We start from the raw sequence: 23,472 nt of genomic DNA on the forward strand, positions 1-23,472 counted from the left end.
CTGGTCGTCCGCGCGTCCGCGCCCGTGGACCGCGGCTGAGTCCGAGAGGTCTCCATGCCGGGTTCTCCGTGTCGTTCCGCGCTGTGGGCCGTCGTCGCCGCGCTCGTCGTCGCGGCTGCGGTCGGGGGAGCGGCGCCGGCAGCATCCGCCGTCGTCACGATGCACGACCCTTCGGCGGCCGACGTGACCCCGCTCGACCCCGCGCTGTCGGTCGCGCGGGCCTACGAGTTCCTCGATGCGCGCGTCGACGAGTTCTGCGACGGCGACGGACACTGCCTGCCCCGCAGCTACCAGGGCGGGTTCTTCACCACCCCGAGCTGGGACTTCACGCCGTCGTTCGTGTACGACGACGCCCTGGTCGTGATCGCGTACACCGCCCGAGGGCTGCCCGACGACCTCCGCCGCGCGCGGACGGTCGGCGACACGCTGCTCTTCGTGCAGGCGAACGACCCCATCGGCGACGGCCGCGTCAGGACCTCCTACGAACCGCACGGGATCCGACAGGGGCGGGTGGAGATCACCGGGCCCGGAACCTTCACCGGCAACGAGGCCTGGGTCGGGATGGCCCTCGCTCGGCTCTTCCACGCGACCGGGGATCAGCGGTACCTCGACGGGGCGCTGCGGATCGGCGGGTGGATCCAGACGAACACGGCCGACATGACCAGAGCCCCCTACGGGTACACGGGAGGGCAGACGGATGCCGGCGCCTCCCTGACCTGGAAGTCGACGGAGCACAACGCCGACGTGGCGGGCTTCTTCACCCAGCTGGCGCAGCTCACCGGCGACGCGGTGTGGGCCGACAGGGCGGCCGTCGCATCCGGATTCGTCGCCGCGATGCAGGCGCAGGACGGACACGTCGACACCGGTACCCTTCTCGACGGCTCCACCGTCAACACGCATCCGATACCGCTCGACGCGCAGACCTGGAGCTCTCTCGCCACGGGAGACGGCCGCTACGGAGCGGCGCTGGACTGGACCCTCGCGAACCTCATGGCGACCGACGGCCCGTACCAGGGGCCCTCGATCAGCGACGTCGACGTCTCGAAGGTGTGGTTCGAGGGGGCCGGTCACCTGGCGCTGTCGCTCCGGCTCCGCGCCGGCGCAGGAGACGCCGATCGCGCGGAGAGTCTGCTGAGCAGCATCCGCCTGGCGCAGCGCGACGCCCCGAACGGCGACGGCAAGGGCATCGTCGCCACCTCGAGCGACGGCTTGGACTCCGGCTTCGGCGACCTCTACTACGCGAGCCTGCACACGGGGACGACGGCGTGGTACCTGCTCGCGGCCGCGGGCGACGACCCCTTCCGCCTCCCGGCCGACTGACCGGGCTCTGCCGACTGGCCGGTCCCGGCTGACTGAGCGGGCTCCGCCGACTGGCTGGGCCCCGCCGACTGAAGGGTCCAGTCGACTGGCCGGTTCCCGCTGACTGGCCGGTCCCGTCGACCGAGCGGGTCCCGCCGACCGGCGGCTCACCGGACGACTGCCCGGGTCCTGGCCGGCGGGCAGCCTCCCGACTTGCTGACCGGGCCCCGCAACGACGAAGACGGATGCCGCAGCTGCGGCATCCGTCTTCGGAAGGCTGATCAGGCGGCGACGCGCGCGACCGCGGCGATCGCGCTCGCGAAGAAGCCGACGCCGTCGACGCCGGAGCGCATGGCGGCCGCCGTGTCGGGTCCGAAGCCGGGCTCGGTGGCGTGCTCGGGGTGCGGCATGAGCCCCACGACGTTGCCGGCTTCGTTCGTGAGGCCGGCGATGTCGCGGAGAGATCCGTTCGGGTTCACGCCCGCGTAGCGGAAGGCGACGAGGCCCTCGCCCTCGAGGCGGTCGAGCGTCTCCTCGTCGGCGATGTAGCCGCCGTCGGCGTTCTTCAGCGGGATGACGATCTCCTGACCCGTGCGGAACGTGTTCGTCCACGCGGTGTCGGAGTTCTCGACCGTGAGCCGCTGGTCGCGGCGCACGAAGTGCTGGTGGTCGTTGCGGATCAGGCCGCCGGGCAGCAGGTGCGCCTCGACGAGCATCTGGAATCCGTTGCAGATGCCGAGGATCGGCATGCCCTTGGCCGCAGCATCCTTGACCTCCGACATGATCGGCGAGAGCGCGGCGATGGCGCCTGCACGCAGGTAGTCGCCATAGCTGAAGCCGCCGGGGAGGACGAGCGCGTCGACGCCGTCGAGATCGTGCGAGCCGTGCCAGAGGGCGACGGGCTCGGCGCCGGCGATGCGCACGGCGCGCTGCGCGTCGCGATCGTCGAGCGAACCGGGGAAGGTGACGACCCCGATGCGGACGGTCACTCGGCGACCTCGATGCCGACGACGTCTTCGATCACGGAGTTGGAGAGCACCTCGTCCGCGATGCGTCGGGCCTCGGCGAGGACCTCGTCGGTGACCTCGCCCTCGACGGTGAGCTCGAAGCGCTTGCCGATGCGGACGGCGGTGAAGCCCTCGACGCCCAGGCGGGTGAATGCTCCGGACACGGCCTTCCCCTGCGGGTCGAGCAGTTCGGGCTTGGGCATGACGTCGACGACGATGGTGGGCATGACGGCTCCGGAAGTCGTGGGAGGACGGGCGGTTTCAGTCTACCGGCTCGCGCGCACCGCCTTTTCGCGGGTCCCCGCCGACCTCACGTGATGTCGCCGAGGGAACGGGGCGTCGTCGAGCGAACGTGATGTCGACGAGTGAACGGGATGCTGACGCGAGGATGCCGTGCACTCGGCGATTGCACGTGATGTCGACCGCACTGGGCGGAGGGCGGGTCAGGCGTGGAAGACGGTGTGCAGGTCGCCGATGGCCTCGCGGCCGCCGAGCCCGTCGATCTCGAACAGCACCGAGATGCCGATGACGTGGCTGCCCAGGCGCTCGACCAGTTCGCGGCCCGCCGCGAGGGTGCCGCCGGTGGCGAGCACGTCGTCGATGAGCAGCACGCGCGACCCCGCGGGGAGGTCGTCGTGCATCTCGATCGTCGCGGTGCCGTACTCGAGGGCGTAGTCGACGGATGCCGCTGGTCGAGGGAGCTTGCCGGCCTTGCGGATCGGGACGAGGCCCACTCCGGCCGCGATCGCCGCGGCCCCGGCCAGGATGAACCCACGCGCCTCGATGCCGGCGACGACGTCGAACTGTCCCGCGAAGGGCTCGATGATCGCCTCGGTCGTCACGCGCAGCGCCTCGGCGTCGGCCAGGAGGGGCGTGATGTCGCGGAAGACGATGCCGGGCTCCGGATAGTCCGGGATGGAGCGGATCAGTGCTTCTGCGCGGGTGAGGGCGGGGGAGAGTTCGGGCACCGGTCAAGGCTACTCGGCGTGCCGGCATCCGCCGGCATCCGCCGGCATCCGCCGGCATCCGCCGGAATCCGGATGCTGGCCCGAGATGCGGATGACGGCGGGGGAAAGGACCGGATCTCGGGCGAGTGACCGGATCTCGGAGGCGCCGGTCCGCGCTTGACACTCGTGGGAGCGCTCCCATAGAGTGCTCAGAAGTTCATGGGAGCGCTCCCATAAACGGATCATCCCGCACCACGAACATCCCCACCACGCACACAAAGGAGTGCCCCGTGAATACGCATGCACGCAGACTGACGACGGTCGCCGCCGTCGCCTCCGTCTCCGCCCTCGCTCTCGCCGGCTGCGCCGGAGGCGCCGCCGAGTCCGGCGGATCTGGCGGCGAGATCACCCTCACCGTCGCGACCTTCAACGACTTCGGCTACACCGATGAGCTCCTCCAGGAGTACATGGACGAGCACCCGAACGTGAAGATCGTGCACAACCGGGCCGCGACCAGCAACGAGGCCCGTGAGAACTACTTTCAGAAGCTCGGCAAGAAGGGCCTCGCCGACATCGAGGCCATCGAGGTCGACTGGCTGCCGGAGGTCATGAAGTACTCCGACCTGCTCGCACCCGTCGACGACGGCCTCAAGGACCGCTGGCTGGACTGGAAGACGGCGGCCGCCACCGACAAGGACGGCAACCTCATCGGCTACGGCACCGACATCGGCCCGGAGGGCGTCTGCTACCGCAGCGACCTGTTCGCCGCCGCGGGGCTCCCCACCGACCGCGACGAGGTCGCCAAGCTCCTCGAGGGCGACTGGGCGCGCTACTTCGAGGTCGGCCAGCAGTACACCGACGCCACCGGCAAGGCCTTCTTCGACTCGGCCGGCGGCACCTACCAGGGCATGATCAACCAGGTCGAGGCGGCCTACGAGGACCCGAAGTCGGGCGACATCATCGCCACCGACAACGACGAGGTCAAGGACATCTACGACCAGGTGCTCACGGCATCCGCCACCCAGTCCGCGCACCTCGGTCAGTGGTCGGACGACTGGATGGCGGGGCTCGCCAACGGCTCCTTCGCGACCATGCTCTGCCCCGGATGGATGCTCGGCGTCATCGAGGGCAACGCCAAGGACGTCACCGGCTGGGACATCGCCAACGTCTTCCCCGGCGGCGGAGGCAACTGGGGCGGGTCGTACCTGACCGTCCCCGCGAACGGCGCCAACGTCAAGGCCGCGCAGGAGCTCGCCGACTGGCTGACCGCCCCCGAGCAGCAGATCAAGGCGTTCTCGAACGCGGGCACCTTCCCGAGCCAGAACGACGCGCTCACGGATGACGCGCTGCTCGGCGCCACCAACGCGTTCTTCAACGACGCCCCGACCGGTCAGATCCTCTCGGAGCGCGCACAGGCCGTCACGGTCGCCCCGTTCAAGGGCGCCTTCTACTTCCAGATCAACGATGCGATGCAGAAGGCCCTGACCCGTGTCGAGGAGGGCACGCAGGATGCCGATGCGTCCTGGACCCAGTGGACCGAAGAGGTCAAGGCGCTGAAGTAGCCGGACTCCCGGGTCGTCGAGCGGGCGCGTGTCGTCTCGCTGCGCTCGCTCGACGACCCGCGGGGAGACCGCCCCCGCCCGACGGCCCGGACCCACGACTGAGGACTCGACATGACCACCACTGCACCGCCGAGGCGATTCGGCTTCGGGTCAGCGCGGCTCTCGCGCTGGGACCTGAGGCTCTCGCCCTACCTCTACATCTCCCCGTTCTTCATCCTGTTCCTGATCGTCGGGCTGTTCCCGATCGCCTACACCGCCGTGATCTCGTTCATGGACTGGGATCAGGTGCGCGGCACCGGAACCTGGATCGGCTTCGAGCAGTACGCCTATGTGCTCGGCCAGCCGAAGTTCTGGATCGCGCTGCGCAACACGTTCAGCATCTTCGTGCTGTCGAGCGTCCCGCAGCTCATCGCCGCGGTGTTCATCGCCGCGATGCTCGACCGCAACATCCGGGCCAAGACCTTCTGGCGCATGGGCGTGCTGGTGCCCTACGTGATGGCGCCGGTCGCCGTGGCCCTCATCTTCTCGAATCTCTTCGGCGACAAGTACGGTCTGGTGAACAGCCTGCTGGAGGGCATCGGCCTCGGCCCCGTGCCGTGGCACTCGAACGCCTTCGCGAGCCACATCGCCATCGCGACGATGGTGAACTTCCGCTGGACGGGCTACAACACCCTCATCCTTCTCGCCGCGATGCAGGCCGTTCCGCGCGACTACTACGAGGCCGCGACGGTCGACGGGGCCGGCGCCGTGCGCCAGTTCTTCGCGATCACGCTGCCGAGTCTCCGGCCGACCCTGATCTTCGTGATCATCACCTCCACGATCGGCGGGCTGCAGATCTTCGACGAACCGCGCATGTACGACCAGTACGGCACCGGCGGCGCCGACAGCCAGTGGCTGACGATCACCCTGTACCTCTACAACATCGGCTGGGGCGAGTGGAACTTCGGCAGGGCCTCGGCGCTCGCCTGGATCCTGTTCCTCATCGTGCTCGTCATCGGCGCGATCAACCTGCTCATCACCCGCGCCCTGGTGCGCAGCGAGGGGAAGCGCTCATGACCGTGATCGACAGGACGGATGCCTCCGCCGGCGACGCCGCAGACGACCGGGCGCCCGTGTCGCCGAGGAGAGGAGCAGGTCGCACCCGCCGCATCCGCGGCTCCCGACCGGGGTGGTTCGTGTACGGGGCCCTCGGGGTGGTGCTGCTGAGCAGCCTCTTCCCCTTCTACTGGTCCTTCCTCATCGGCTCGGGCGACGCGTACACGCTGCGCGACCCGAACCGCTCCTGGATCCCCGGGGGCAACTTCATCCAGAACGCCCTGGAGGTCGTGAACGACCCGGCCGTGAACTTCTGGCGCGCGCTGTGGAACTCGATCTACACGTCCGCCCTGATCGCGGCATCCGTCGTGTTCTTCTCCACGCTCGCGGGCTGGGCGTTCGCGAAGCTGAAGTTCAAGGGCCGCGGCTGGCTGCTCGCCTTCGTCGTCGGGACCATGGCCGTGCCGACGCAGCTCGGCGTGGTGCCGCTGTACGTGCTGTTCAGCGAGCTCGGCTGGACCGGCACTCCAGGAGCGATCATCGTTCCCGCTCTGACCAGCGCGTTCGGCGTCTTCTGGATGACCCAGTACCTCACCCAGGCCGTGCCGGACGAGCTCATCGAGGCGGCGCGCATGGACGGCGCCTCCTCGTTCCGGACGTTCCTGACCATCGGGGTGCCGGCCGCCCGTCCCGCTGCGGCCATGCTCGCGCTGTTCACGTTCGTGTCGGCGTGGAACAACTTCTTCTGGCCGTTCATCGTGCTCGACCGGCAGGACCCGACCCTGCCCGTCGCGCTCTCCCTGCTCCAGTCGAACCACTTCGTCGACTACTCGATCGTGCTCGCCGGAGTGCTGCTCTCGACCATCCCGCTCCTGCTGCTCTTCGTGTTCGCGGGTCGGCAGCTGGTCAGTGGCATCATGGCGGGCGCGGTGAAAGGATGACCCCTATGACCCGCCCCTTCCCTCAGGAGTTCCTGTTCGGCGCCGCCACCGCGGCCTATCAGATCGAGGGCGCCGCCTTCGAGGACGGCCGCACGGCCTCGATCTGGGATGCGTTCGCGCGCGTGCCCGGCGCGGTGATCAACGGCGACGACGGCGACGTCGCGTGCGACCACTACCACCGTTACCCGCAGGACGTCGCGCTGATGAAGGAGCTCGGGCTGCAGACGTACCGCTTCTCCACGTCGTGGTCGCGGGTCCGGCCAGACGGCGGCGCGGTCAACGAGAAGGGCGTCGACTTCTATAGTCGGCTGGTCGATGAGCTGCTGGATGCCGGCATCGTGCCCTGGCTCACGCTGTACCACTGGGACATGCCGCAGGCGCTGGAGGCACAGGGCGGCTGGACCAGCCGCGACACCGTCGACCGCTTCCTGGAGTACGCGGGCACCATGCACGACGCGCTCGGCGACCGGGTGCGGTACTGGACGACGCTCAACGAGCCGTGGTGCTCGTCGTTCCTGTCGTACACGGCCGGCATCCACGCCCCAGGGCGGATGGATGGCGGAGACGGCATGCTCGCCGCGCACCATCTGCTGCTCGCCCACGGGAAGACCGTGCAGGAGCTGCGCTCGCGCGACTCCTCCCTCGATCTCGGCGTCACGCTGAACCTCACGGTGGCCGACCCGGCCGACCCCGACGCCCCCGGCGATGTCGACGCCGCCCGCCGCATCGACGGGCAGTTCAACCGCTGGTTCCTCGACCCGATCTTCCGCGGCGCCTACCCCGCCGACGTCATCCGCGACTTCCGCACCGTCGACTCCTCCGCTGTCGCCCGGTGGGAGCAGGCCGTGCAGCCGGGCGACATGGAGGCGATCTCATCTCCGCTCGACGCGTTCGGCGTGAACTACTACCACGGGGAGCTGCTCGCCGGCACCGCCCCGGCCGAGGAGCCGCCGGCGGGAGACGCCCCGACCGAGCGGGCCGTCGCCTCCCCGTTCCCCTCGCACGAGGGCATCCACTGGGTCGAGCGCGGGCTGCCCCGGACGGGCATGGGCTGGGAGGTGCAGCCTGAGGGTCTGACGCGTCTGCTGCAGCGGGTCGGGTCGGAGTACGCCCCCGGCATCCCGCTGTACGTCACGGAGAACGGCGCCGCCTACGACGACGTCCGCGAGGGCGACACGGTGCCGGATGCCGATCGCACCGCGTTCCTCGTCGCGCACGTCTCCGCGGTGCGCGACGCGATCGATGCGGGCGTCGACGTGCGCGGCTACTTCTACTGGTCCCTGCTCGACAACTACGAGTGGGCGTGGGGGTACGAGAAGCGCTTCGGCATCGTGCGGGTCGAGTACGACACCCAGGAGCGCGTCGTCAAGGACTCCGGCCTCCAGTACGCTCGGATCATCGCAGCGCGCGCCGTCTGAGGCTGCTGCCGCGACAGCATCAGAGCGGGGAGCAGGCGATGGTCAGGGCGACGATCGAGGAGGTCGCGGCGGCGGCGGGGGTGTCGCGCTCGACCGTGTCCCGCGTGGTGAACGGTTCGACGTCCGTGAGCCCCGAGGCGCTCGCCGCAGTGCAGGACGCGATCGCCCAGCTGCACTACGTGCCCAACCCCGCGGCCCGCACGCTCGCCAGCAGGCAGACGAACGCGATCGCCCTGGTCGTGCCGGAGGACACCACGCGCTTCTTCGGCGACCCGTTCTTCGCGACGATCGTCTCGGGCATCAGCGCCAGGATGACGAGGTCCGACTACATCCTCAACCTCCTGATCGCGAGCGAGGAGGGCGGCGCGAAGACCGCCGGATTCGTGCGCAACGGAGGCGTCGACGGGGCGATCATCGTGTCGCACCACACCAGCGACTCCTTCGTCGACCGCATCGCCGAGGCCGTCCCCGTCGTGTTCGGCGGACGCCCGGTGCGCGCGCGCCCCGGCGACTACGTGGTGGACGTCGACAACGTGCTGGGCGGCCGCATGGCGACGCAGTATCTGCTCGACCGGGGTCACCGGCGGATCGCCACGATCTCGGGTTCGCTCAGCATGCCCGCGGCGGTCGACCGCGTACAGGGTTTCCGGGACGCGTTGGCGGATGCCGGCATCCCCCCGGCCGCGGAGCTCGACGGCGACTTCACCGAGGAGGGAGGGGCGGAAGCCGCCCGACGTCTTCTCGCCGCGGGTTCGCCGCTCCCCGATGCCGTGTTCGTCGCGAGCGACCTCATGGCCAGGGGTGTGATGCGCGTGCTCCGCTCGGCGGGCATCCGGATCCCCGAGGACGTTGCGATCGTCGGGTTCGACGACTCTCAGGTGGCGGTCGCGGTGGATCCGCCGCTGACGACCGTGCAGCAGCCGATGTACGCGCAGGGCGAGGCGATGGCATCCGTCCTGCTCGACGTGCTCGCGGGGCGCGAGGCTCCGCGGTCGACGATCCTGCCGACCGAGCTGGTGGTGCGCGCCTCGGCGTGAGGTGTGGTGGCGGCGCTCCCGGCGGCGGTCTCTCCGCGTCTGCGCGCAGAAGGGGCCCGGCCGAATGGGCCGGACCCCCGCTGAGACGTCACGCCGTGTTGGGCGAGGGGCCTCAGTTTCCGTACAGCGCGACGATGCCCGCGCGGTCGGTGCTGGTCATCGACAGGTCGTCGGACGAGCCGTTGCACTGCGGGTAGTGCATGATCGACGCCGAGTCGTACGGGGTCAGCGGGCGCCAGTTGTTGTCCTCGAAGCAGGTGCCGGACTCCGGACGGGTGTGCTCGTGCCGGAAACCGAGGACGTGCCCGAGCTCGTGGCCGAGGATGTTCGTCGGGGTCCAGGAGCCCGAGCTCCAGATCGAGTCGTCGATGAGGACGTTCTGCTGGCGGTCCGGCGTGCTCGGGAAGAACGCGCGGGCGATGTACTGCGTCGTCTGCACGGGCTCGACCGAGAACACGACCGACTTGTTGCGCGTCGTGCAGTTGCCGTCGGCGCTGCTCACGTACTGGAACTTGATCTTCGACGATGCGGCCTCCCAGAGAGCGGCGCCGCTGGCCATGGCGTTCACGACGTCTGCGTGACGGGTGCCGAAGGCGGTGCTGACGCAGTACGTGAGGTTGCCGACCTGCTGCGCCGACCACTTGTCGTCGGTGCCGCTGACCGTGTTGACGATGAGGCCGTCGATCGGTGTCGCCGGGCCCACGAGCACGTCGTAGAACTTCCGCAGCTCGCCGCGGTTGGAGATCACCTCGTCTCCGTTGACGATGTAGCTGCCGTCGACGTCCCGGAAGGTCGACGCGGCGAACTCCTGGAAGGTGGGCACGTCGGAGCCGTCGTCCGGACTGGTCGCAGCGGCGGCCGGGATGACCGCGCCGATGCAGAGCGCTGCTGCCGCGGTGGCGGCGAGCGCGAGTGTTCTCGTGAGTCGCATGGATGATCCTTTTCGATCTGAGCGATGCCGCACGCCCGGTCGGCGAGCGGACTCCGATCCGGAGGACGGGCTTCCTTGCGCCGCCGCCGTGCCGAAGCCCGCTCACGGTAACCGCGTCGATTCGAGCGGGTCAAGGTCGGCGACGGCGTGCCCACGAATTCTTGTACTCAGGTAAACAATTGCGTGCGCTCAGCCTGGCCGAAGGTGTCGACCGGGCTCGACGGACGTCGATGTCTGACGTCCGTCGAGGAAGAGGGGAACACGGGTGCGGACATTTGTTATGCCCCCCGGCCAGGTCCGCACCCGTGGGTCTGTGGTCACCCGGTGAGGGTGCGCAGGATGTCTCCGCCGAACAGCGAGAACGCCGTCACCCCGGCGGAGAGCAGCAGCACGCCGGCTGTCGCGGCGATCGCGATCACCGAGACGCCGCTGCCTCCGAGGCGCTGTCCGCGCAGGCCGACCGAGACGCCGGCCCTGGCGGCGAGCTCGCCGGCGTTGTCGTCGCGATACAGCTCGGTGCGCGCGGCGAAGCGACGGTGGAACTCCTCGGCGAGGACCACGGCCGCGGCCATCGTGTCGGCGCGGTCGAAGCGCGTCCGCGCCGGCAGATACACGTAGAGACGGTCGGAGACGAGCTCGATCTCCGCGCCGGAGCCGAGATCGAGCACGCGGGCCATGAGGTCGGGCGTGAAGATGTAGAGCGCGTCCTGCTGGTATCCCTCGGGCACGATCAGGCGGAACACCGATGCGAACTCGCTCTCGAGCTGCATCTTCGCCGCGCCACGGCCGAGACCGAGGGTGGGGATGATGCTGCGTCGGCGATTCGCCAGCACGATGTGGGGCACCGCCGACGGCAGCGGCAGCTCGATGAAGGCGAAGGGACGCTGGATCGTCGCCGCCTCCTGGCCGCGCGCCACCGAGTGGTGCATGCCCAGCTCGAACGGCATCCGCTCGTCGTCACAGGCGACGACCGCGCGCTCCTGTCCTCGGTTCACGCGGGCGAACGCCGCGCCGGGGCGCCGCGTGCTCTCCAGGAGATCGGCGTAAGCCCAGCCGTTGCGCCAGGCGAAGGCCGCCACCTTGACTCTGCGGCCCAGTCCGATCGCGTACCAGACGAACCCCACGGCGGCGAGTACCGTGTAGCCCACCACGAACACCCCGAGGATCGGCGCGACGGCAAGGATGTCGCTGCGTCCGAGGAACCAGAGCGCCCCGAGCATCGCCACGGCGAACAGCAGCACCGCGACGAGGATGAACACGAAGCGGCGGTGCAGCGGCGTGCGGCAGATGCGCTCGTACGCGAGGATGTCGCGGAAGCCGGCCCCTCGTCGAAGAGGGTCGAGGTCTACGGTCACAGGCTCCATGACAGCGTCGCCCACGGACCGTTGCGCTTCGCGGTGGCCGCGGCCTGGAAGTCGACGCACCCGTCGCCGAACTTGTCGAAGGACTTCTCCTCGACCTTGCCGTCGCTCCAGTGCATCACGCGGCCGGCGATGTAGCTGAGGCCGAAGTCCGCCCACGACGAGAAGGCGGGGCGGCCCTCGACGTTGATGCGGTGGATGATCTGGCGCGCCTCGGCGACGTCGCCGTGTCCGAGCGCCACACCCCACGTGGTCATGCCCACGGCCTGGCCGAGCGCGTAGCCGTCGAGGGTCTTCACGAACAGGTCGGGCGTGACGATGTCCTTGCCGACGCGCTTGCGGATGAGACCCTCGGTGTACTCGATCGAGGTGACGAACGTGCGCGCATCGCGCTTGTCCCCGCCCTCGGCGACGATCGCGTTCAGCCACTCCTTCGCCTTGGGGACGCGGCCGAGCTGCTCGGCGAGCTGCGCGCGCACGGCGAGGTAGAGGACCCACATCTCGCGGCGGCGGCGCACGGTGACGAGGCGCTCGATGTTGTCGAGCCAGTCCTGGCGCGTGGGGACGCCCCACTGGTCGACGAGCACCTTCTTCTCGCGGTCGCCGAGGATCGACGCCGTCGGGTCGTTCCAGTGCCCGGACGGGAGGTTCACGATCTGCAGGAGGCCGAGAGCGATCTCGTTGGCCTCGGTGTCGGTGGTGGAGAACTTCTCATCGGCCTTGACCTTGAAGCCGGGCATGAGCCAGACCACGATGAAGAAGAGCACCACGGCGCCGACGATCGCCCACACCCACCACTGCGAGATGAGCCACTCGATCAGGGAGCCGAGGTCGTTGAGATCGACGCGGGCGAGGGGATGCATGGGGGCTCCTGGAAGTGGGGGATCTGACCGATCCTCATAGATTGAACGATTATTCAGTGAGTAATCTATACGGTGGGGGCCGTTCAGCAAAGACACTCGTCCGCATCGCAGAGGAGGATGCCTCGTGGCACGCTCCGATGAGCAGAACCGCATCGCCAGGGAGAGGGCGCGGGAGAACATCCTCCAGGCTGCGATCACCCTGTTCTCCGAGCGAGGAGTGGCCGGCGCCAGCATCGCCGAGATCACCTCCAGGGCCGGTGTCGCCCAGGGGCTCGTGAACTACCACTTCGGCGGCAAGGAGCAGCTGGTCTCCGCCGTGATCGACCGCTGGTTCGAGACCGTGCTCTCGTTCGCCCGCGTCGACGGCACGCCGGACGAGGCGCTCGCCGCCGTGATCGACGGCGCCCTCATGGCCACGGCCTTCGCGGTGCCCCTGCAGCGGGCTGTCCTCGCGATGCAGCAGCAGCCCGCGACGCACCGGCTGTTCGCCGAATCCGAGCGGCGTCACGCCGATGCGGTGACGGCGACGGAAGACGCCGTGCGCGACCTGTTCCGCGCGCGCGGCGCGGCAGACCCTGGTCTCGAGGAGGTCATGCTGCGCAGCCTGCTCGAGGGCGTGTTCGTGAAGTTCGCCGTCTTCGGAGACACCTATCCGCTGGAGGACGCGCGGCGCTGGGTCCGCCGCAGCTACGGGCTGCCAGAGCCCGAGGAGCCGCTGCCGCTGGCGATGCCTCCGCGGCGGGGTGAGCCGCGTCCGCGCGCGTCCGGTGCGATGTGCCCCGACACGGGCACGGTGGCCTGAGGTGCGTAGAGGGGGACGGATGCCGCGGCATCCGTGCCCCTCCAGGCGGGTCAGGCGGGGTCGCCGCCGAGCGGGCCGACCGCGGGGATGGGGCCGCCGTCGTCGGCGCCGCTCCGGCGCCAGCGGGCGATCGCGTTGCCCAGGTGGTAGATGACCAGAGCGGCGACCGTGCCCAGCACGATGGCGCCGAGCTGGAACGTGCCCCAGCTCATCATGAAGCCGGCGATCGCGATGACGAACGACACGGCGACCGTGTACTGGTTGACCGGACGCGAGAAGTCCACGCGGTTGTCGACCCAGATCTTGATGCCGATGACGCCGATCAGGCCGTACAGCGCCGTCGTCACGCCACCGAGGACGCCGGCGGGGATGCTGTTGAAGATCACGCCGACCTTCGGCGAGAACGCGAGGAGGATCGCGACGATGCCGGCCACCCAGTACGCCGCCGTCGAGTAGACGCGGGTCGCCGCCATGACGCCGATGTTCTCCCCGTAGGTGGTGGTGCCAGAGCCGCCGAAGCCTCCGGCGAGGGTGGTCGCGAGGCCGTCAGCGACGAGGGCGCGCCCGGTGTGCTTGTTGATCTCCGGGTCGTTGGTCATGGTCGCGACGCCGCGCACGTGGCCGACGTTCTCGGCGATGAGCACGAGCACGACGGGGAGGAACATCGGCACCAGCGCCCACGCCTTCGGGTCGCCGACGGCGGCGAGGTGGAAGTCGGGAAGGCCGATCCAGGCGGCCTCCGCGACGCCGTCGAACTTCACCTGTCCGGTGAAGAGGGCGACGACGTAGCCGACGACCACGCCGAGAAAGATCGAGATGCGGCCGAGGAACCCGCGGAACAGCACGCTGAAGAGCACGACGGCGGCGAGGGTGACCGTCGCGAGCTCCGGCTGCTTCTGGAAGTTGCCCCAGGCGGCCGGCGCGAGATTGAAGCCGATCAGGGCGACGATGGACCCGGCCACGACCGGGGGCATGAGCTTGTCGATCCAGCCGGTGCCGACGGCCTGCACGAGGAAGCCGATCGCGGCGAGCAGCACACCCGCGGCGACGACGCCGACGAGTGCCTGGGTGATCTGCTCGGCCGACTCGAGGGCCTTGCCGCCGTTGAGCGCGGTGATCGGGGCGATGAACGCGAACGACGAGCCGAGGTAGCTGGGCAGCCTGTTGCGGGTCAGCAGCAGGAACAGCAGGGTTCCGGCGCCCGAGAAGAGCAGCGTCGTCGACACCGGGAACCCGGTGAGGATGGGGACGAGGAACGTCGCGCCGAACATCGCGACGACGTGCTGGACGCCGATCGCGATCGTGCCGGGCCAGTTCAGGCGCTCATCGGGGCGCACGACGGCGCCGAGTGCGACGGTGCGGCCGTCTCCGTGCAGCTTCCACAGGGGCATTGCGGGCTCCTCAGGGTCGGGGGTGTCGGAGTGCTGGAGCCACACTACCGATTCCTGAGTGTTGCCTGGGTGTGCCGGATGCCGCGACTCAGGCTCCGAGGCGCTCGATCAGCTCGCGGTAGCGGGCGGCGGTGCGCTCGACGACGTCCTTCGGCAGCGCGGGCGGTTCGCCCTGCTTGTCCCAGTGCAGCGCCAGCCAGTCGCGCACGATCTGCTTGTCGAAGCTCGCCATCCGCGCGCTCGGAGTGGTGCCGACGGCCCAGGCCTCGGCATCCCAGTACCGGGAGGAGTCGCTCGTGAGCACCTCGTCGGCGAGGCGCAGGACGCCGTCGGCATCCGTCCCGAACTCGAACTTGGTGTCGGCGAGGATCAGGCCTTTCTCCTCGGCGATCGCGGCGGCCCGGCCGTAGACGGCCAGCGAGACGTCTCGCAGCTCGGCGGCGCGCTCGCCGCCGACCAGCTCGACGACTCGCTCGAAGGTGATGTTCTCGTCGTGCTCGCCCATCGGGGCCTTGTAGGCGGGGGTGAACAGCGGCTCGGGCAGACGGTCGCCGTTCTGCAGACCGGCGGGCAGCGGGATGCCGCACACGGTGCCGCTCTCCTGGTACTCGGCCCAGCCGGTGCCGGTGATGTAGCCGCGCACGACGCACTCGATCGGCAGCATCTCGAGGGACTGCGCGAGCATCGCGCGATCGGCGACGGACGCCGGGATCTCGCCCTCCGCGAGATGGTTCGGCACATCGGAGAGCGCGGAGAACCACCAGCGGCTGAGGCGGGTGAGCAGGGCTCCCTTCTCGGGGATGCCGGGGGACAGCACGTAGTCGAACGCGCTCACCCTGTCGGACGCCACGACGAGGATGCGCGTGTCCGCCGCATCCTCCGAGGCGTACAGGTCGCGGACCTTGCCGGAGTAGACGTGCCGCCAGCCGGGGATGCTCTGTGCTTCGCTCACCCAGCCATTATCCCGGTGTCGGAGGGTGGTCGTAGCGTGAGGGCATGCCTGAGGAGTTCTTCACCGAGCGTCTGGTGCTCACGCGACCGACACCCAGCGACCTCGATGAGGTCTTCGCGATCCACAACGACCCCCGCGTGTGGACCCACTTCCCGTCCCTGCGGCATCTCGACACGGAGCCGACGCTGGCGATGATGCGGAAGTGGGAGGAGGGGTGGGCGGATGCCGGACTCGGGTCCTTCGTGGCGCGGCTGCGCGAATCCGGGGAGATGGTCGGCAACGGCGGAAGCTCGGTGCGGGGGTTCGGCACCGAGGGAGCGGTGTGGAACGTCGGGTACCGGATCGCGCCCGACCACCACGGGCGCGGGTATGCGACCGAGCTCGCGCGGGCGGGGGTCGAGCTCGCGCGCGAACGCGTCCCGGAGTGGCCGCTCATCGCCTATCTCGTCGAGCACAACACGGCGTCGGCGCACGTCGCGGAGAAGCTGGGACTCGAGCTGGTGCATCGCGGTCCGGATGCCGGAAACCCTGACCCCGCGGTGATGCGTCTGGTCTACGCGGACCGTCCGCTCACCGAGGCGCAGCTCGAGGTGGCGCTGCGCTGATCCGAGCTTGCCGTCGGGGTCGTATCGGGCGTATAGTCCACGTGGACTAATTGGAATGGACTAACAATGCCGGATGCCGTCGACAAGCTCACCCCGATGGGGGTGATGGTGCTCGCGCTGCTGCGCGAGGGCGACATGCACCCCTATGAGATGGTGCGGCTGATGCGCGCGCGCCGCGACGATCGCCTGCTCCCGATCACGAACGGCACGCTCTATCACACGGTCGCGCGCCTCCAGCGGGCAGGACTGCTCGACGAGGTCGGTGTGGATCGCGACGGCAACAGGCCGGAGCGCACCACATACACGCTGACCGCCGAGGGCCGTGAGGCGGTCATCGGCTGGGTGCGGCGCGAGCTGTCGCGCATCGACCGTCCGTCCGACTTCCGCATCGCGCTCGCCGAGGCGCACAACCTCGAACGACCCGACGCGATCGACAGCCTCCGCATCCGGCGGGCGGCTCTCGCCGATGCCCACACGCAGCACAGCGACGGGCTGCGCGGGGCCCGCGCCAACGGGGTCCCCGAACAGGTCCTCGTCGAGTTCGAACGCCAGGAGATGCTGCTCGACGCAGAGCTCCGCTGGCTCGACTCCCTCCTCACCCGTCTCGAGGCCGCCGCGTTCCCCTGGGGACCGCACGCCTTCGAAGACACCGAACGCTATCTCGCCCAGCGAAAGGCCGCACAGCAATGACCGAATCCGCATCGACCGGGGCCGCGGCATCCGCCCCCTCGTCTTCAGGGCCGTCCACCGGCACCTACTCCGTCGGCCACAGGCCGAAGAGCCCCTGGCCCGCTCTGTGGGCGCTGGTCATCGGCTTCTTCATGATCCTCGTCGACACGACCATCGTCTCGGTGGCGAACCCGGCAATCAAGGCCGCCCTCGACCCGACGACGAACAACCTCGACAACGTCGTGTGGGTCACCAGCGCCTACCTCCTCGCCTACGCCGTTCCGCTGCTCATCACCGGGCGCCTCGGCGACCGCTTCGGGCCGAAGAACATCTACCTCATCGGCCTCGCGGTCTTCACGCTCGCCTCCCTGTGGTGCGGCCTGTCGACGACGCTCGAAGGGCTGATCGTCGCCCGCGCCGTGCAGGGGCTCGGCGCCGCATTCATGACGCCGCAGACGATGGCGGTCATCACGCGCACGTTCCCCGCCGAGCGCCGGGGAGCGGCGATGGGTCTGTGGGGCGCGACCGCCGGTGTGGCGACGCTCGTCGGCCCGCTCGTCGGCGGCCTGCTCGTCGACGGCCTCGGCTGGGAGTGGATCTTCTTCGTGAACCTGCCCGTCGGCGTGATCGGCTTCGTGCTGGCGTGGATCTACGTGCCCAAGCTGGCCACGCACCCGCATCGCTTCGACGTGCTCGGCGTCGTGCTCAGCGCCGTCGCCCTCTTCCTCCTCGTCTTCGGACTGCAGGAGGGCGAGAAGTTCAAGTGGGGCGTCATCTGGGGCCCGATCTCCGTGTGGAGCCTCATCATCGCGGGCCTCGTCGTGCTGGCCCTGTTCATCGTGCAGCAGGCCCGCACGCGCAGCGAGCCGCTGGTGCCCCTCGACCTGTTCCGCGACCGCAACTTCTCGGGAGCCAACGTCGCGATCGCCGCCGTCGGCTTCACCGTGACGAGCATGTCGCTGCCGATGATGTTCTTCCTGCAGATCGCACGCGGCCTCACCCCGACCGAGGCGGCGCTGCTGTTGATCCCGATGGCGGTGCTGTCCGGAGTGCTCGCGCCGTTCGCGGGCAAGCTGCTCGATCGCGTCGATCCGCGCATCATCCTGGTGCCCGGTCTGCTCTGCGTGGGCATCGCCCTCGTCTGGTACTCGGCGCTGATCAACATGGACACCCCGATCTGGATGTTCCTGCTCCCGTCCGCCCTGATGGGCATCGGCAACGCCGGCATGTGGGGTCCCCTCGCGACGACGGCGACCCGCAAGCTCCCGCCGCGCCAGGCCGGCGCCGGTGCGGGCATCTACAACACCACCCGCACGATCGGATCGGTGATCGGCTCGGCATCCATCGCGGCGTTCATGCAGTCGCGGCTGGAGGCCAACCTCCCCGGACTGTCCGACGCGGCCGGAGGCATCGGCACCGGAGGCGCGCTGCCCCCGCAGGTCGCCGACGGGTTCTCCGCGGGAATGGCGCAGGCGATCCTGCTGCCGGCCTGCGTCATGGTCGTCGCCCTCGTCGCGTCGCTGTTCCTCGGACGCTACGAGTCCGAGCCCGCGGCCGCGCCGGGAGGGAAGGGCTGACGCCCTGACGCGGCACCGGATTCCCGGCATCCGCGTCTCGACGTCCCCCCCTCCGAGTTCCGACGCCCCACCTGACGCACGACAGACAGGTGGGGCGTCGGTGTCGGGTGGGGCGTCGGCGGCTGGTAGGGCGGACGGGTTTGGCGAGAGCGACCGCGTGTGATGTCATCGGGTGATGACGATCGCGCTCATCCGACCAACGACCGACCTCTATGACAGCTGGGCCGCCGCCGTGGCGGAGTTCGGCGGAGGTCACATCGACGGTTCGGGTCTGCAGGCCCCTGTCATCCCGGGGCGGGTCACCCTCGACGAGCTGATCGCGGATGCCGCACGGCTCGCCGACACCTCGATCGCGCCTCCCGAGGACCGCGTGCACAACGACCTCTACTGGATCGTCGACGACGCCGAGGTGATCGGATTCCTCTCGTTCCGCCACGACCTCAACGAGTGGCTCCGCGAGGCCGGCGGGCACATCGGCTACGCGGTGCGGGAGTCGCGTCGCCGCCAGGGCTACGCGTCGAAGGCGCTGGCCCTCGCGCTCGACCGTGCGCGCGAGATCGGGCTGGACCGCGTGCTGGTCACCTGCGACGACGACAACGTCGCCTCCGCCCGCACGATCGAGGGCGCCGGCGGTGTGCTGCAGGACGTGAGCGACCAGACCGAGCGCGGGCACGCGCTGCTGCGCCGCTACTGGATCACGCTGTAGTCAGCCCACCGGCCCTTGTGCCGGTTCTGCGTGCGAGAACGCGACCGGAGGCTAGGGTTGTTGGTCGGCGGCCAACCGGTCGTCGTCGTCGATCCCGGGAGCATCCGTCGTGATCCGCAATCCTTCCTCCGCCTCCGCGCGCCTGCGCAGGTTCGGGCGCACCGCGGGAGCAGCCGTCCTCACGGCGTTCCTCGCCGTCGGCGCCCTCCTCGTCGCGCCGACCGCGGCGACCGCCGCCGATGAGAAGTACGTCATCGGCACCGACACCACCTTCGCGCCCTTCGAGTTCACGAACTCCGACGGCCAGCTCGTCGGCATCGACATGGACCTGCTCCGCGCGATCGCGAAGGACCAGGGCTTCGAGGTCGAGATCCGTCAGCTCGGATTCGACGCCGCCGTCCAGGCGCTCCAGGCGAACCAGGTCGACGCCGTCATGGCCGGCATGTCGATCACCGACGAGCGCAAGAAGACCTTCGACTTCAGCGACCCCTACTTCACCAGCGGCATCCAGCTCGGAGTGATGAAGGACAGCGACGTCCAGTCGCTCGACGACCTCGACGGCAAGACCGTGGCCGTGAAGACCGGCACCCAGGGTCAGACCTTCGCCGAGGAGAACAAGAAGAAGTACGGCTTCACCATCACGCCGTACCAGGACACGACCGACATGGTCGACGCCGTCAAGGCGGGCCAGGCCGTCGGCTACTTCGAGGACTTCCCGGTGCTCGCCTACGGCATCCAGCAGGGGTCGGGCTTCCGTCTGGTCGGCGCCCCGGAGCTCGGCGGCGAGTACGGCTTCGCGGTGAACAAGGGGCAGAACCCCGAACTGGTCGAGATGTTCGACAAGGGCCTCGCGAACCTCAAGAAGTCGGGCGAGTACGAGACGATCGTCGACCGGTACCTCTCCGGCGGCGAGGAGTCGGCGCAGCCGACCGACATCATCTCGGTGGCCGTGAAGTACTGGCCGGCGCTCATGAGCGGTCTGTGGCTCACGATCCTCGCGACCCTCGTGGCGCTGGTCGCCGCCTTCGTGCTCGGCATCGTCTTCGGCTTCGGCCGCATCTCCGGGTTCTTCCTGTTCCGCTGGCTCGCCACGGCGTACGTCTTCGTGTTCCGCGGCACCCCGATCCTGGTGCAGGCGTTCTTCGTGTTCTTCGCCATCCCGCAGCTGTTCCCCGGGCTGACGTTCAACCCGTTCGTCGCCGGAGCGATCACCCTGTCGCTCAACACCGGCGCGTACATGACCGAGATCATCCGCGGTGGCATCCAGGCCGTCGACCCGGGCCAGAACGAGGCCTCGCGCTCGCTCGGCCTCGGCCACTGGAAGACCATGCAGAAGGTCGTGCTGCCGCAGGCGTTCCGCATCATGATCCCGTCGTTCGTGAACCAGGGCATCATCACCCTCAAGGACACGTCGCTGATCAGCGTGATCGGCCTGGCCGAGCTGACGTTCCAGTCGCGGCAGATCATCGCCTCGACCTACCTGTCTGCACAGGTGCTGACGATCGTCGCCCTCATCTACTTCGTCGTGATCACGCTGCTCACGCTGCTCGCCAACCGCCTGGAGAGGAAGTTCACCGCATGAGCAAGATCGAAGTCCGGGACCTGCACAAGTCCTTCGGAGACAACCACGTGCTCAAGGGCATCGACCTCCGGGTGGAGGACGGCGAGGTCATCGCCGTGATCGGTCCCTCCGGTTCGGGCAAGTCCACGCTGCTGCGCTGCCTCAACAAGCTCGAGGAGCCCACCTCGGGTCACGTCATCATCGACGGCGTCGACCTGACCGACAAGAGCGTCAAGCTTGACGAGGTGCGCCAGCGCATCGGCATGGTGTTCCAGCACTTCAACCTGTTCCCGCACATGACCGTGCTGGAGAACATCACACTCGCGCCGATCGAGCTCGGTCGGCTGTCGAAGGCGGATGCCCGGGCACGGGCGCTGTCCCTGCTCGACCGGGTCGGGCTCAAGGAGAAGGCGGATGCGAAGCCGGCATCCCTCTCCGGCGGTCAGAAGCAGCGTGTGGCCATCGCCCGCGCGCTGGCGATGGACCCCGAGATCATGCTCTTCGACGAGGCGACCAGCGCCCTCGACCCCGAGATGGTGGGCGAGGTGCTGCAGGTCATCCGCGATCTCGCGTCCGGCGGCATGACGATGGTGCTCGTCACCCACGAGATGGGGTTCGCCCGCGAGGTCTCCGGTCGCACCGTGTTCATGGACGGTGGCGTGGTCGTCGAGGAGGCGCCGCCCTCCGAGCTGTTCGGATCCCCGAAGAACGAGCGCCTGAAGGACTTCCTCTCGAAGGTGCTCTGAGTCGCGTCCGCGGCATCCTCCGTCGACTTCCCGTGAACTCGCCGAGTGCACGGGAAGTTTGCGTGTGCAGGCCGCGCACTCGCCGACTACTCGTGAACTCGCCGAGACGAGACGAGACGCGACGAGACGGGGCGCGGGGTCAGGCGCGCGAGGCGGGGGTGGGATGCCGGCGGATCGTGCCGCTCACGAGGGCCGCGACGGCGCACAGGCCGGCGGCGGCGAACCAGGCGATCGTGTACTGGCCGGTGTGGTCGCGGACCATGCCCGCGAGCACCGAGGCGATGCCGGCGCCCACCTGGTGCGCGGCGAACACCCAGCCGAAGACCAGCGGACCCCGCTCGCCGAAGACCTCGCGGCACAGGGCGATCGTCGGCGGCACGGTCGCGACCCAGTCCAGACCGTAGATCACGATGAACACCACGATGCTGGGCTGCACCGACGCCGACAGCAGGCTCGGCAGGAACAGCAGGCTCACCCCGCGCAGCGCGTAGTACGCCGCGAGCAGGATGCGGGGATTCACCCGGTCGGTCAGCCACCCCGAGAGCACGGTGCCCGCGATGTCGAAGACGCCGACGACGGCGAGGAGGCCGGCCGCCGTGGTCGTCGGCATCCCGTGGTCGTGGGCGCTGGGGATGAAGTGCGTGCCGATGAGGCCGTTGGTGGTGGCGCCGCAGATCGCGAAGCCGATCGCCAGAGCCCAGAACGTCTTGGTGCGGGCGGCATCGCGCAGCGTCGTGAGGGCGAGTCGAGCCGCGCCCCAGGCGCTGCCGCGGGGAGCAGGAGCGGATGCCGCGACCGGCGCCGTCTCGCCGTACCGGCCGACGCCGAGGTCGGCCGGTCGATTGCGCAGGAAGATCCACACGAGCGGGACCACGGCGAGAGCACCTCCCGCGATGATGAGCGAGGCCGCACGCCAGCCCACGTCCTCGGCGGTCGCCGCGATGACGGGCAGGAAGATGAGCTGGCCGGTCGCACTGCCCGCGGTGAGCACGCCGGAGACGAGTCCGCGACGGGTGGCGAACCACGTGTCGGTGATGGTGGCGGCGAAGACGAGGGCCATCGACCCGGTGCCGAGGCCGATCAGCACACCCCACGTCAGGATCAGCTGCGCCGGGGTGGCGACGAAGACGCTGAGCGCGGACCCCGCGCCGATGACCAGCAGTGCGGTGACGGTGACGGCGCGGATGCCGAAGCGCTGCATGAGCGCGGCAGCGAACGGAGCGGTGAGCCCGAACAGCAGGAGGTTGACGGTGACGGCGAGGGAGAGCTCCGCCGTGGTCCACCCGAACTCCTCCTGGAGCGGGAGCATCAGCACGCCGGGGGCGGCGCGGAACCCCGCGGCGCCGATCAGCGCGATCAGGGCGACGAGAGCGACGATCCAGGCGGGGTGGATGCGGCGGCGGGTGCCGGTCGGCTCCTCGACGGACTCGGCGGTCATGCGGCGCTCGATGCGGTGACTTCGGAGGGGGAGCTCGCCCCGGTCGGGCCGGGCGCCGCGCTCGATCCGGTGAGGGCGAAGGGCTCTCCGCCCATGCTGCGGCGTGACCATCGGGTGCTGTCCGCGTCGAGGGGAGCGGCGCAGACCGCGCACCAGTCGACGGATGCCGCGGTCGCCCCGCACCGGCCGCACGTGACCGTGAGGCCCCACGGCCCATCGGGGTCGGTGACCTGGGTGAAGCGGGCGTAGGCGTGCAGGATCGGAAGCGTGGAGCGTCCGGCATCCGTCATCCGATAGCCGGCGCGCGCCGCCGCGGGGTCTTCGCGCTCGATGAGACCCGCGTCGGTCATGGCCGTGAGTCGCCGCGAGAGCACGGAGTCGGCGGCGCCGGTGGCCGCGCGCAGCTGGTCGAAGCGCGTGCGTCCGGAGAACATCTCGCGCAGGATCAGCAGCACCCACGGGTCGGCGAGCACGTCGGCGGAGTGGGCGATCGGGCAGGTCGCCGAGGACCAGTCGGAGCGGAGCGGCATCCGCTAACTTTCTTGAAGAAAGCCAGGGCTGTCAAGAGTGAACGTGCAAGAGTTCGGAGAATGGCAGGAATCTCGGACGATCAGGCAGGAATCC

23 protein-coding genes are annotated in these 23,472 nt (G+C 69.5%); 13 read left to right on the top strand and 10 right to left on the bottom strand.

Annotated features, from left to right (window positions below):
- Positions 1 to 54: 54 nt before the first annotated feature.
- A complete protein-coding gene (locus CQ047_RS05125) occupies positions 55 to 1,320 on the top strand; it encodes a hypothetical protein (protein ID WP_105673205.1) in 1,266 nt (421 codons plus the stop codon).
- A 260-nt stretch (positions 1,321 to 1,580) separates the two neighbouring features.
- On the opposite strand, the gene purQ is transcribed toward CQ047_RS05125, so the two are convergent.
- The 3 genes from purQ to CQ047_RS05140 form a co-directional block, all read right to left on the bottom strand.
- Positions 1,581 to 2,288 carry a phosphoribosylformylglycinamidine synthase subunit PurQ gene (purQ, locus tag CQ047_RS05130; protein ID WP_105673206.1) on the bottom strand — a complete coding sequence of 236 codons (708 nt, stop codon included), beginning with the start codon at positions 2,286 to 2,288 and terminating at the stop codon, positions 1,581 to 1,583.
- Complete coding sequence (gene purS / locus CQ047_RS05135; RefSeq protein ID WP_105673207.1) at positions 2,285 to 2,533, bottom strand: phosphoribosylformylglycinamidine synthase subunit PurS; 249 nt, start codon at positions 2,531 to 2,533, stop codon at positions 2,285 to 2,287. Before purS ends, purQ begins: the two co-directional genes overlap by 4 nt.
- A gap of 216 nt (positions 2,534 to 2,749) precedes the next feature.
- Positions 2,750 to 3,274 carry an adenine phosphoribosyltransferase gene (locus tag CQ047_RS05140; RefSeq protein ID WP_105673208.1) on the bottom strand — a complete coding sequence of 175 codons (525 nt, stop codon included), beginning with the start codon at positions 3,272 to 3,274 and terminating at the stop codon, positions 2,750 to 2,752.
- 269 nt (positions 3,275 to 3,543) lie between these two features.
- Here CQ047_RS05140 and CQ047_RS05145 point away from each other — a divergent pair, with 269 nt between their 5' ends.
- The 5 genes from CQ047_RS05145 (at position 3,544) to CQ047_RS05165 (ending at position 9,246) form a co-directional block, all read left to right on the top strand.
- Positions 3,544 to 4,815 (top strand): ABC transporter substrate-binding protein, encoded by a 1,272-nt coding sequence (locus CQ047_RS05145; RefSeq protein WP_105673209.1) that lies wholly within the window; start codon positions 3,544 to 3,546, stop codon positions 4,813 to 4,815.
- A 111-nt stretch (positions 4,816 to 4,926) separates the two neighbouring features.
- Positions 4,927 to 5,871 (top strand): carbohydrate ABC transporter permease, encoded by a 945-nt coding sequence (locus CQ047_RS05150; RefSeq protein WP_105673210.1) that lies wholly within the window; start codon positions 4,927 to 4,929, stop codon positions 5,869 to 5,871.
- Complete coding sequence (locus tag CQ047_RS05155) at positions 5,868 to 6,791, top strand: carbohydrate ABC transporter permease (protein WP_105673211.1); 924 nt, start codon at positions 5,868 to 5,870, stop codon at positions 6,789 to 6,791. The genes CQ047_RS05150 and CQ047_RS05155 overlap by 4 nt, the downstream gene beginning before the upstream one ends.
- Before the next feature lie 5 nt (positions 6,792 to 6,796).
- Positions 6,797 to 8,209 carry a GH1 family beta-glucosidase gene (locus CQ047_RS05160; RefSeq protein ID WP_181155836.1) on the top strand — a complete coding sequence of 471 codons (1,413 nt, stop codon included), beginning with the start codon at positions 6,797 to 6,799 and terminating at the stop codon, positions 8,207 to 8,209.
- Between the two features lie 38 nt (positions 8,210 to 8,247).
- Positions 8,248 to 9,246: a LacI family DNA-binding transcriptional regulator gene (locus CQ047_RS05165; protein ID WP_105673213.1), complete on the top strand. Its 999-nt coding sequence runs from the start codon at positions 8,248 to 8,250 to the stop codon at positions 9,244 to 9,246.
- Between the two features lie 112 nt (positions 9,247 to 9,358).
- Here CQ047_RS05165 and CQ047_RS05170 read toward each other — a convergent pair whose 3' ends face one another.
- The 3 genes from CQ047_RS05170 to CQ047_RS05180 all read right to left on the bottom strand — a co-directional run bounded on the left by CQ047_RS05170 (position 9,359) and on the right by CQ047_RS05180 (position 12,401).
- Positions 9,359 to 10,177 carry a M57 family metalloprotease gene (locus CQ047_RS05170; RefSeq protein ID WP_105673214.1) on the bottom strand — a complete coding sequence of 273 codons (819 nt, stop codon included), beginning with the start codon at positions 10,175 to 10,177 and terminating at the stop codon, positions 9,359 to 9,361.
- 317 nt (positions 10,178 to 10,494) lie between these two features.
- A complete protein-coding gene (locus CQ047_RS05175) occupies positions 10,495 to 11,541 on the bottom strand; it encodes a hypothetical protein (protein WP_146114270.1) in 1,047 nt (348 codons plus the stop codon).
- Positions 11,529 to 12,401: a DUF1266 domain-containing protein gene (locus tag CQ047_RS05180; RefSeq protein WP_181155837.1), complete on the bottom strand. Its 873-nt coding sequence runs from the start codon at positions 12,399 to 12,401 to the stop codon at positions 11,529 to 11,531. Before CQ047_RS05180 ends, CQ047_RS05175 begins: the two co-directional genes overlap by 13 nt.
- Before the next feature lie 124 nt (positions 12,402 to 12,525).
- On the opposite strand from CQ047_RS05180, the gene CQ047_RS05185 reads away from it, so the two are divergent.
- Entirely contained in the window at positions 12,526 to 13,203 is a 678-nt protein-coding gene (locus CQ047_RS05185) for a TetR/AcrR family transcriptional regulator (RefSeq protein ID WP_105673217.1), read from the top strand.
- A 50-nt stretch (positions 13,204 to 13,253) separates the two neighbouring features.
- On the opposite strand, the gene CQ047_RS05190 is transcribed toward CQ047_RS05185, so the two are convergent.
- Complete coding sequence (locus CQ047_RS05190; protein ID WP_105673218.1) at positions 13,254 to 14,594, bottom strand: uracil-xanthine permease family protein; 1,341 nt, start codon at positions 14,592 to 14,594, stop codon at positions 13,254 to 13,256.
- 88 nt (positions 14,595 to 14,682) lie between these two features.
- Positions 14,683 to 15,546, bottom strand: a complete 864-nt coding sequence (locus CQ047_RS05195) for a phosphoribosylaminoimidazolesuccinocarboxamide synthase (protein ID WP_105673219.1) — start codon at positions 15,544 to 15,546, stop codon at positions 14,683 to 14,685.
- A gap of 44 nt (positions 15,547 to 15,590) precedes the next feature.
- On the opposite strand from CQ047_RS05195, the gene CQ047_RS05200 reads away from it, so the two are divergent.
- The 6 genes from CQ047_RS05200 (at position 15,591) to CQ047_RS05225 (ending at position 21,410) form a co-directional block, all read left to right on the top strand.
- Positions 15,591 to 16,151, top strand: a complete 561-nt coding sequence (locus CQ047_RS05200) for a GNAT family N-acetyltransferase (RefSeq protein ID WP_105673220.1) — start codon at positions 15,591 to 15,593, stop codon at positions 16,149 to 16,151.
- A gap of 66 nt (positions 16,152 to 16,217) precedes the next feature.
- The gene (locus CQ047_RS05205) at positions 16,218 to 16,841 is read left to right on the top strand and encodes a PadR family transcriptional regulator (RefSeq protein ID WP_105673221.1); all 624 of its coding nucleotides are present in this window, start codon (positions 16,218 to 16,220) and stop codon (positions 16,839 to 16,841) included.
- Positions 16,838 to 18,397, top strand: coding sequence for a DHA2 family efflux MFS transporter permease subunit (locus tag CQ047_RS05210; RefSeq protein WP_105673222.1), 1,560 nt, complete (start codon positions 16,838 to 16,840; stop codon positions 18,395 to 18,397). Before CQ047_RS05205 ends, CQ047_RS05210 begins: the two co-directional genes overlap by 4 nt.
- 175 nt (positions 18,398 to 18,572) lie before the next feature.
- The gene (locus CQ047_RS05215) at positions 18,573 to 19,103 is read left to right on the top strand and encodes a GNAT family N-acetyltransferase (protein ID WP_105673223.1); all 531 of its coding nucleotides are present in this window, start codon (positions 18,573 to 18,575) and stop codon (positions 19,101 to 19,103) included.
- A gap of 109 nt (positions 19,104 to 19,212) precedes the next feature.
- Complete coding sequence (locus tag CQ047_RS05220) at positions 19,213 to 20,685, top strand: amino acid ABC transporter substrate-binding protein/permease (protein ID WP_105673224.1); 1,473 nt, start codon at positions 19,213 to 19,215, stop codon at positions 20,683 to 20,685.
- Complete coding sequence (locus CQ047_RS05225; RefSeq protein ID WP_105673225.1) at positions 20,682 to 21,410, top strand: amino acid ABC transporter ATP-binding protein; 729 nt, start codon at positions 20,682 to 20,684, stop codon at positions 21,408 to 21,410. Before CQ047_RS05220 ends, CQ047_RS05225 begins: the two co-directional genes overlap by 4 nt.
- Positions 21,411 to 21,549: 139 nt before the next feature.
- Here CQ047_RS05225 and CQ047_RS05230 read toward each other — a convergent pair whose 3' ends face one another.
- Together CQ047_RS05230 and CQ047_RS05235 are read right to left on the bottom strand one after the other, a co-directional pair.
- Positions 21,550 to 22,848, bottom strand: a complete 1,299-nt coding sequence (locus CQ047_RS05230) for an MFS transporter (RefSeq protein ID WP_105673226.1) — start codon at positions 22,846 to 22,848, stop codon at positions 21,550 to 21,552.
- Positions 22,845 to 23,378 carry a helix-turn-helix domain-containing protein gene (locus CQ047_RS05235; RefSeq protein WP_105673227.1) on the bottom strand — a complete coding sequence of 178 codons (534 nt, stop codon included), beginning with the start codon at positions 23,376 to 23,378 and terminating at the stop codon, positions 22,845 to 22,847. Before CQ047_RS05235 ends, CQ047_RS05230 begins: the two co-directional genes overlap by 4 nt.
- Positions 23,379 to 23,472 lie beyond the last annotated feature (94 nt).

Source organism: Microbacterium sp. MYb72 (genome assembly GCF_002979415.1).
Classification (GTDB): Bacteria; Actinomycetota; Actinomycetes; order Actinomycetales; family Microbacteriaceae; genus Microbacterium; species Microbacterium natoriense.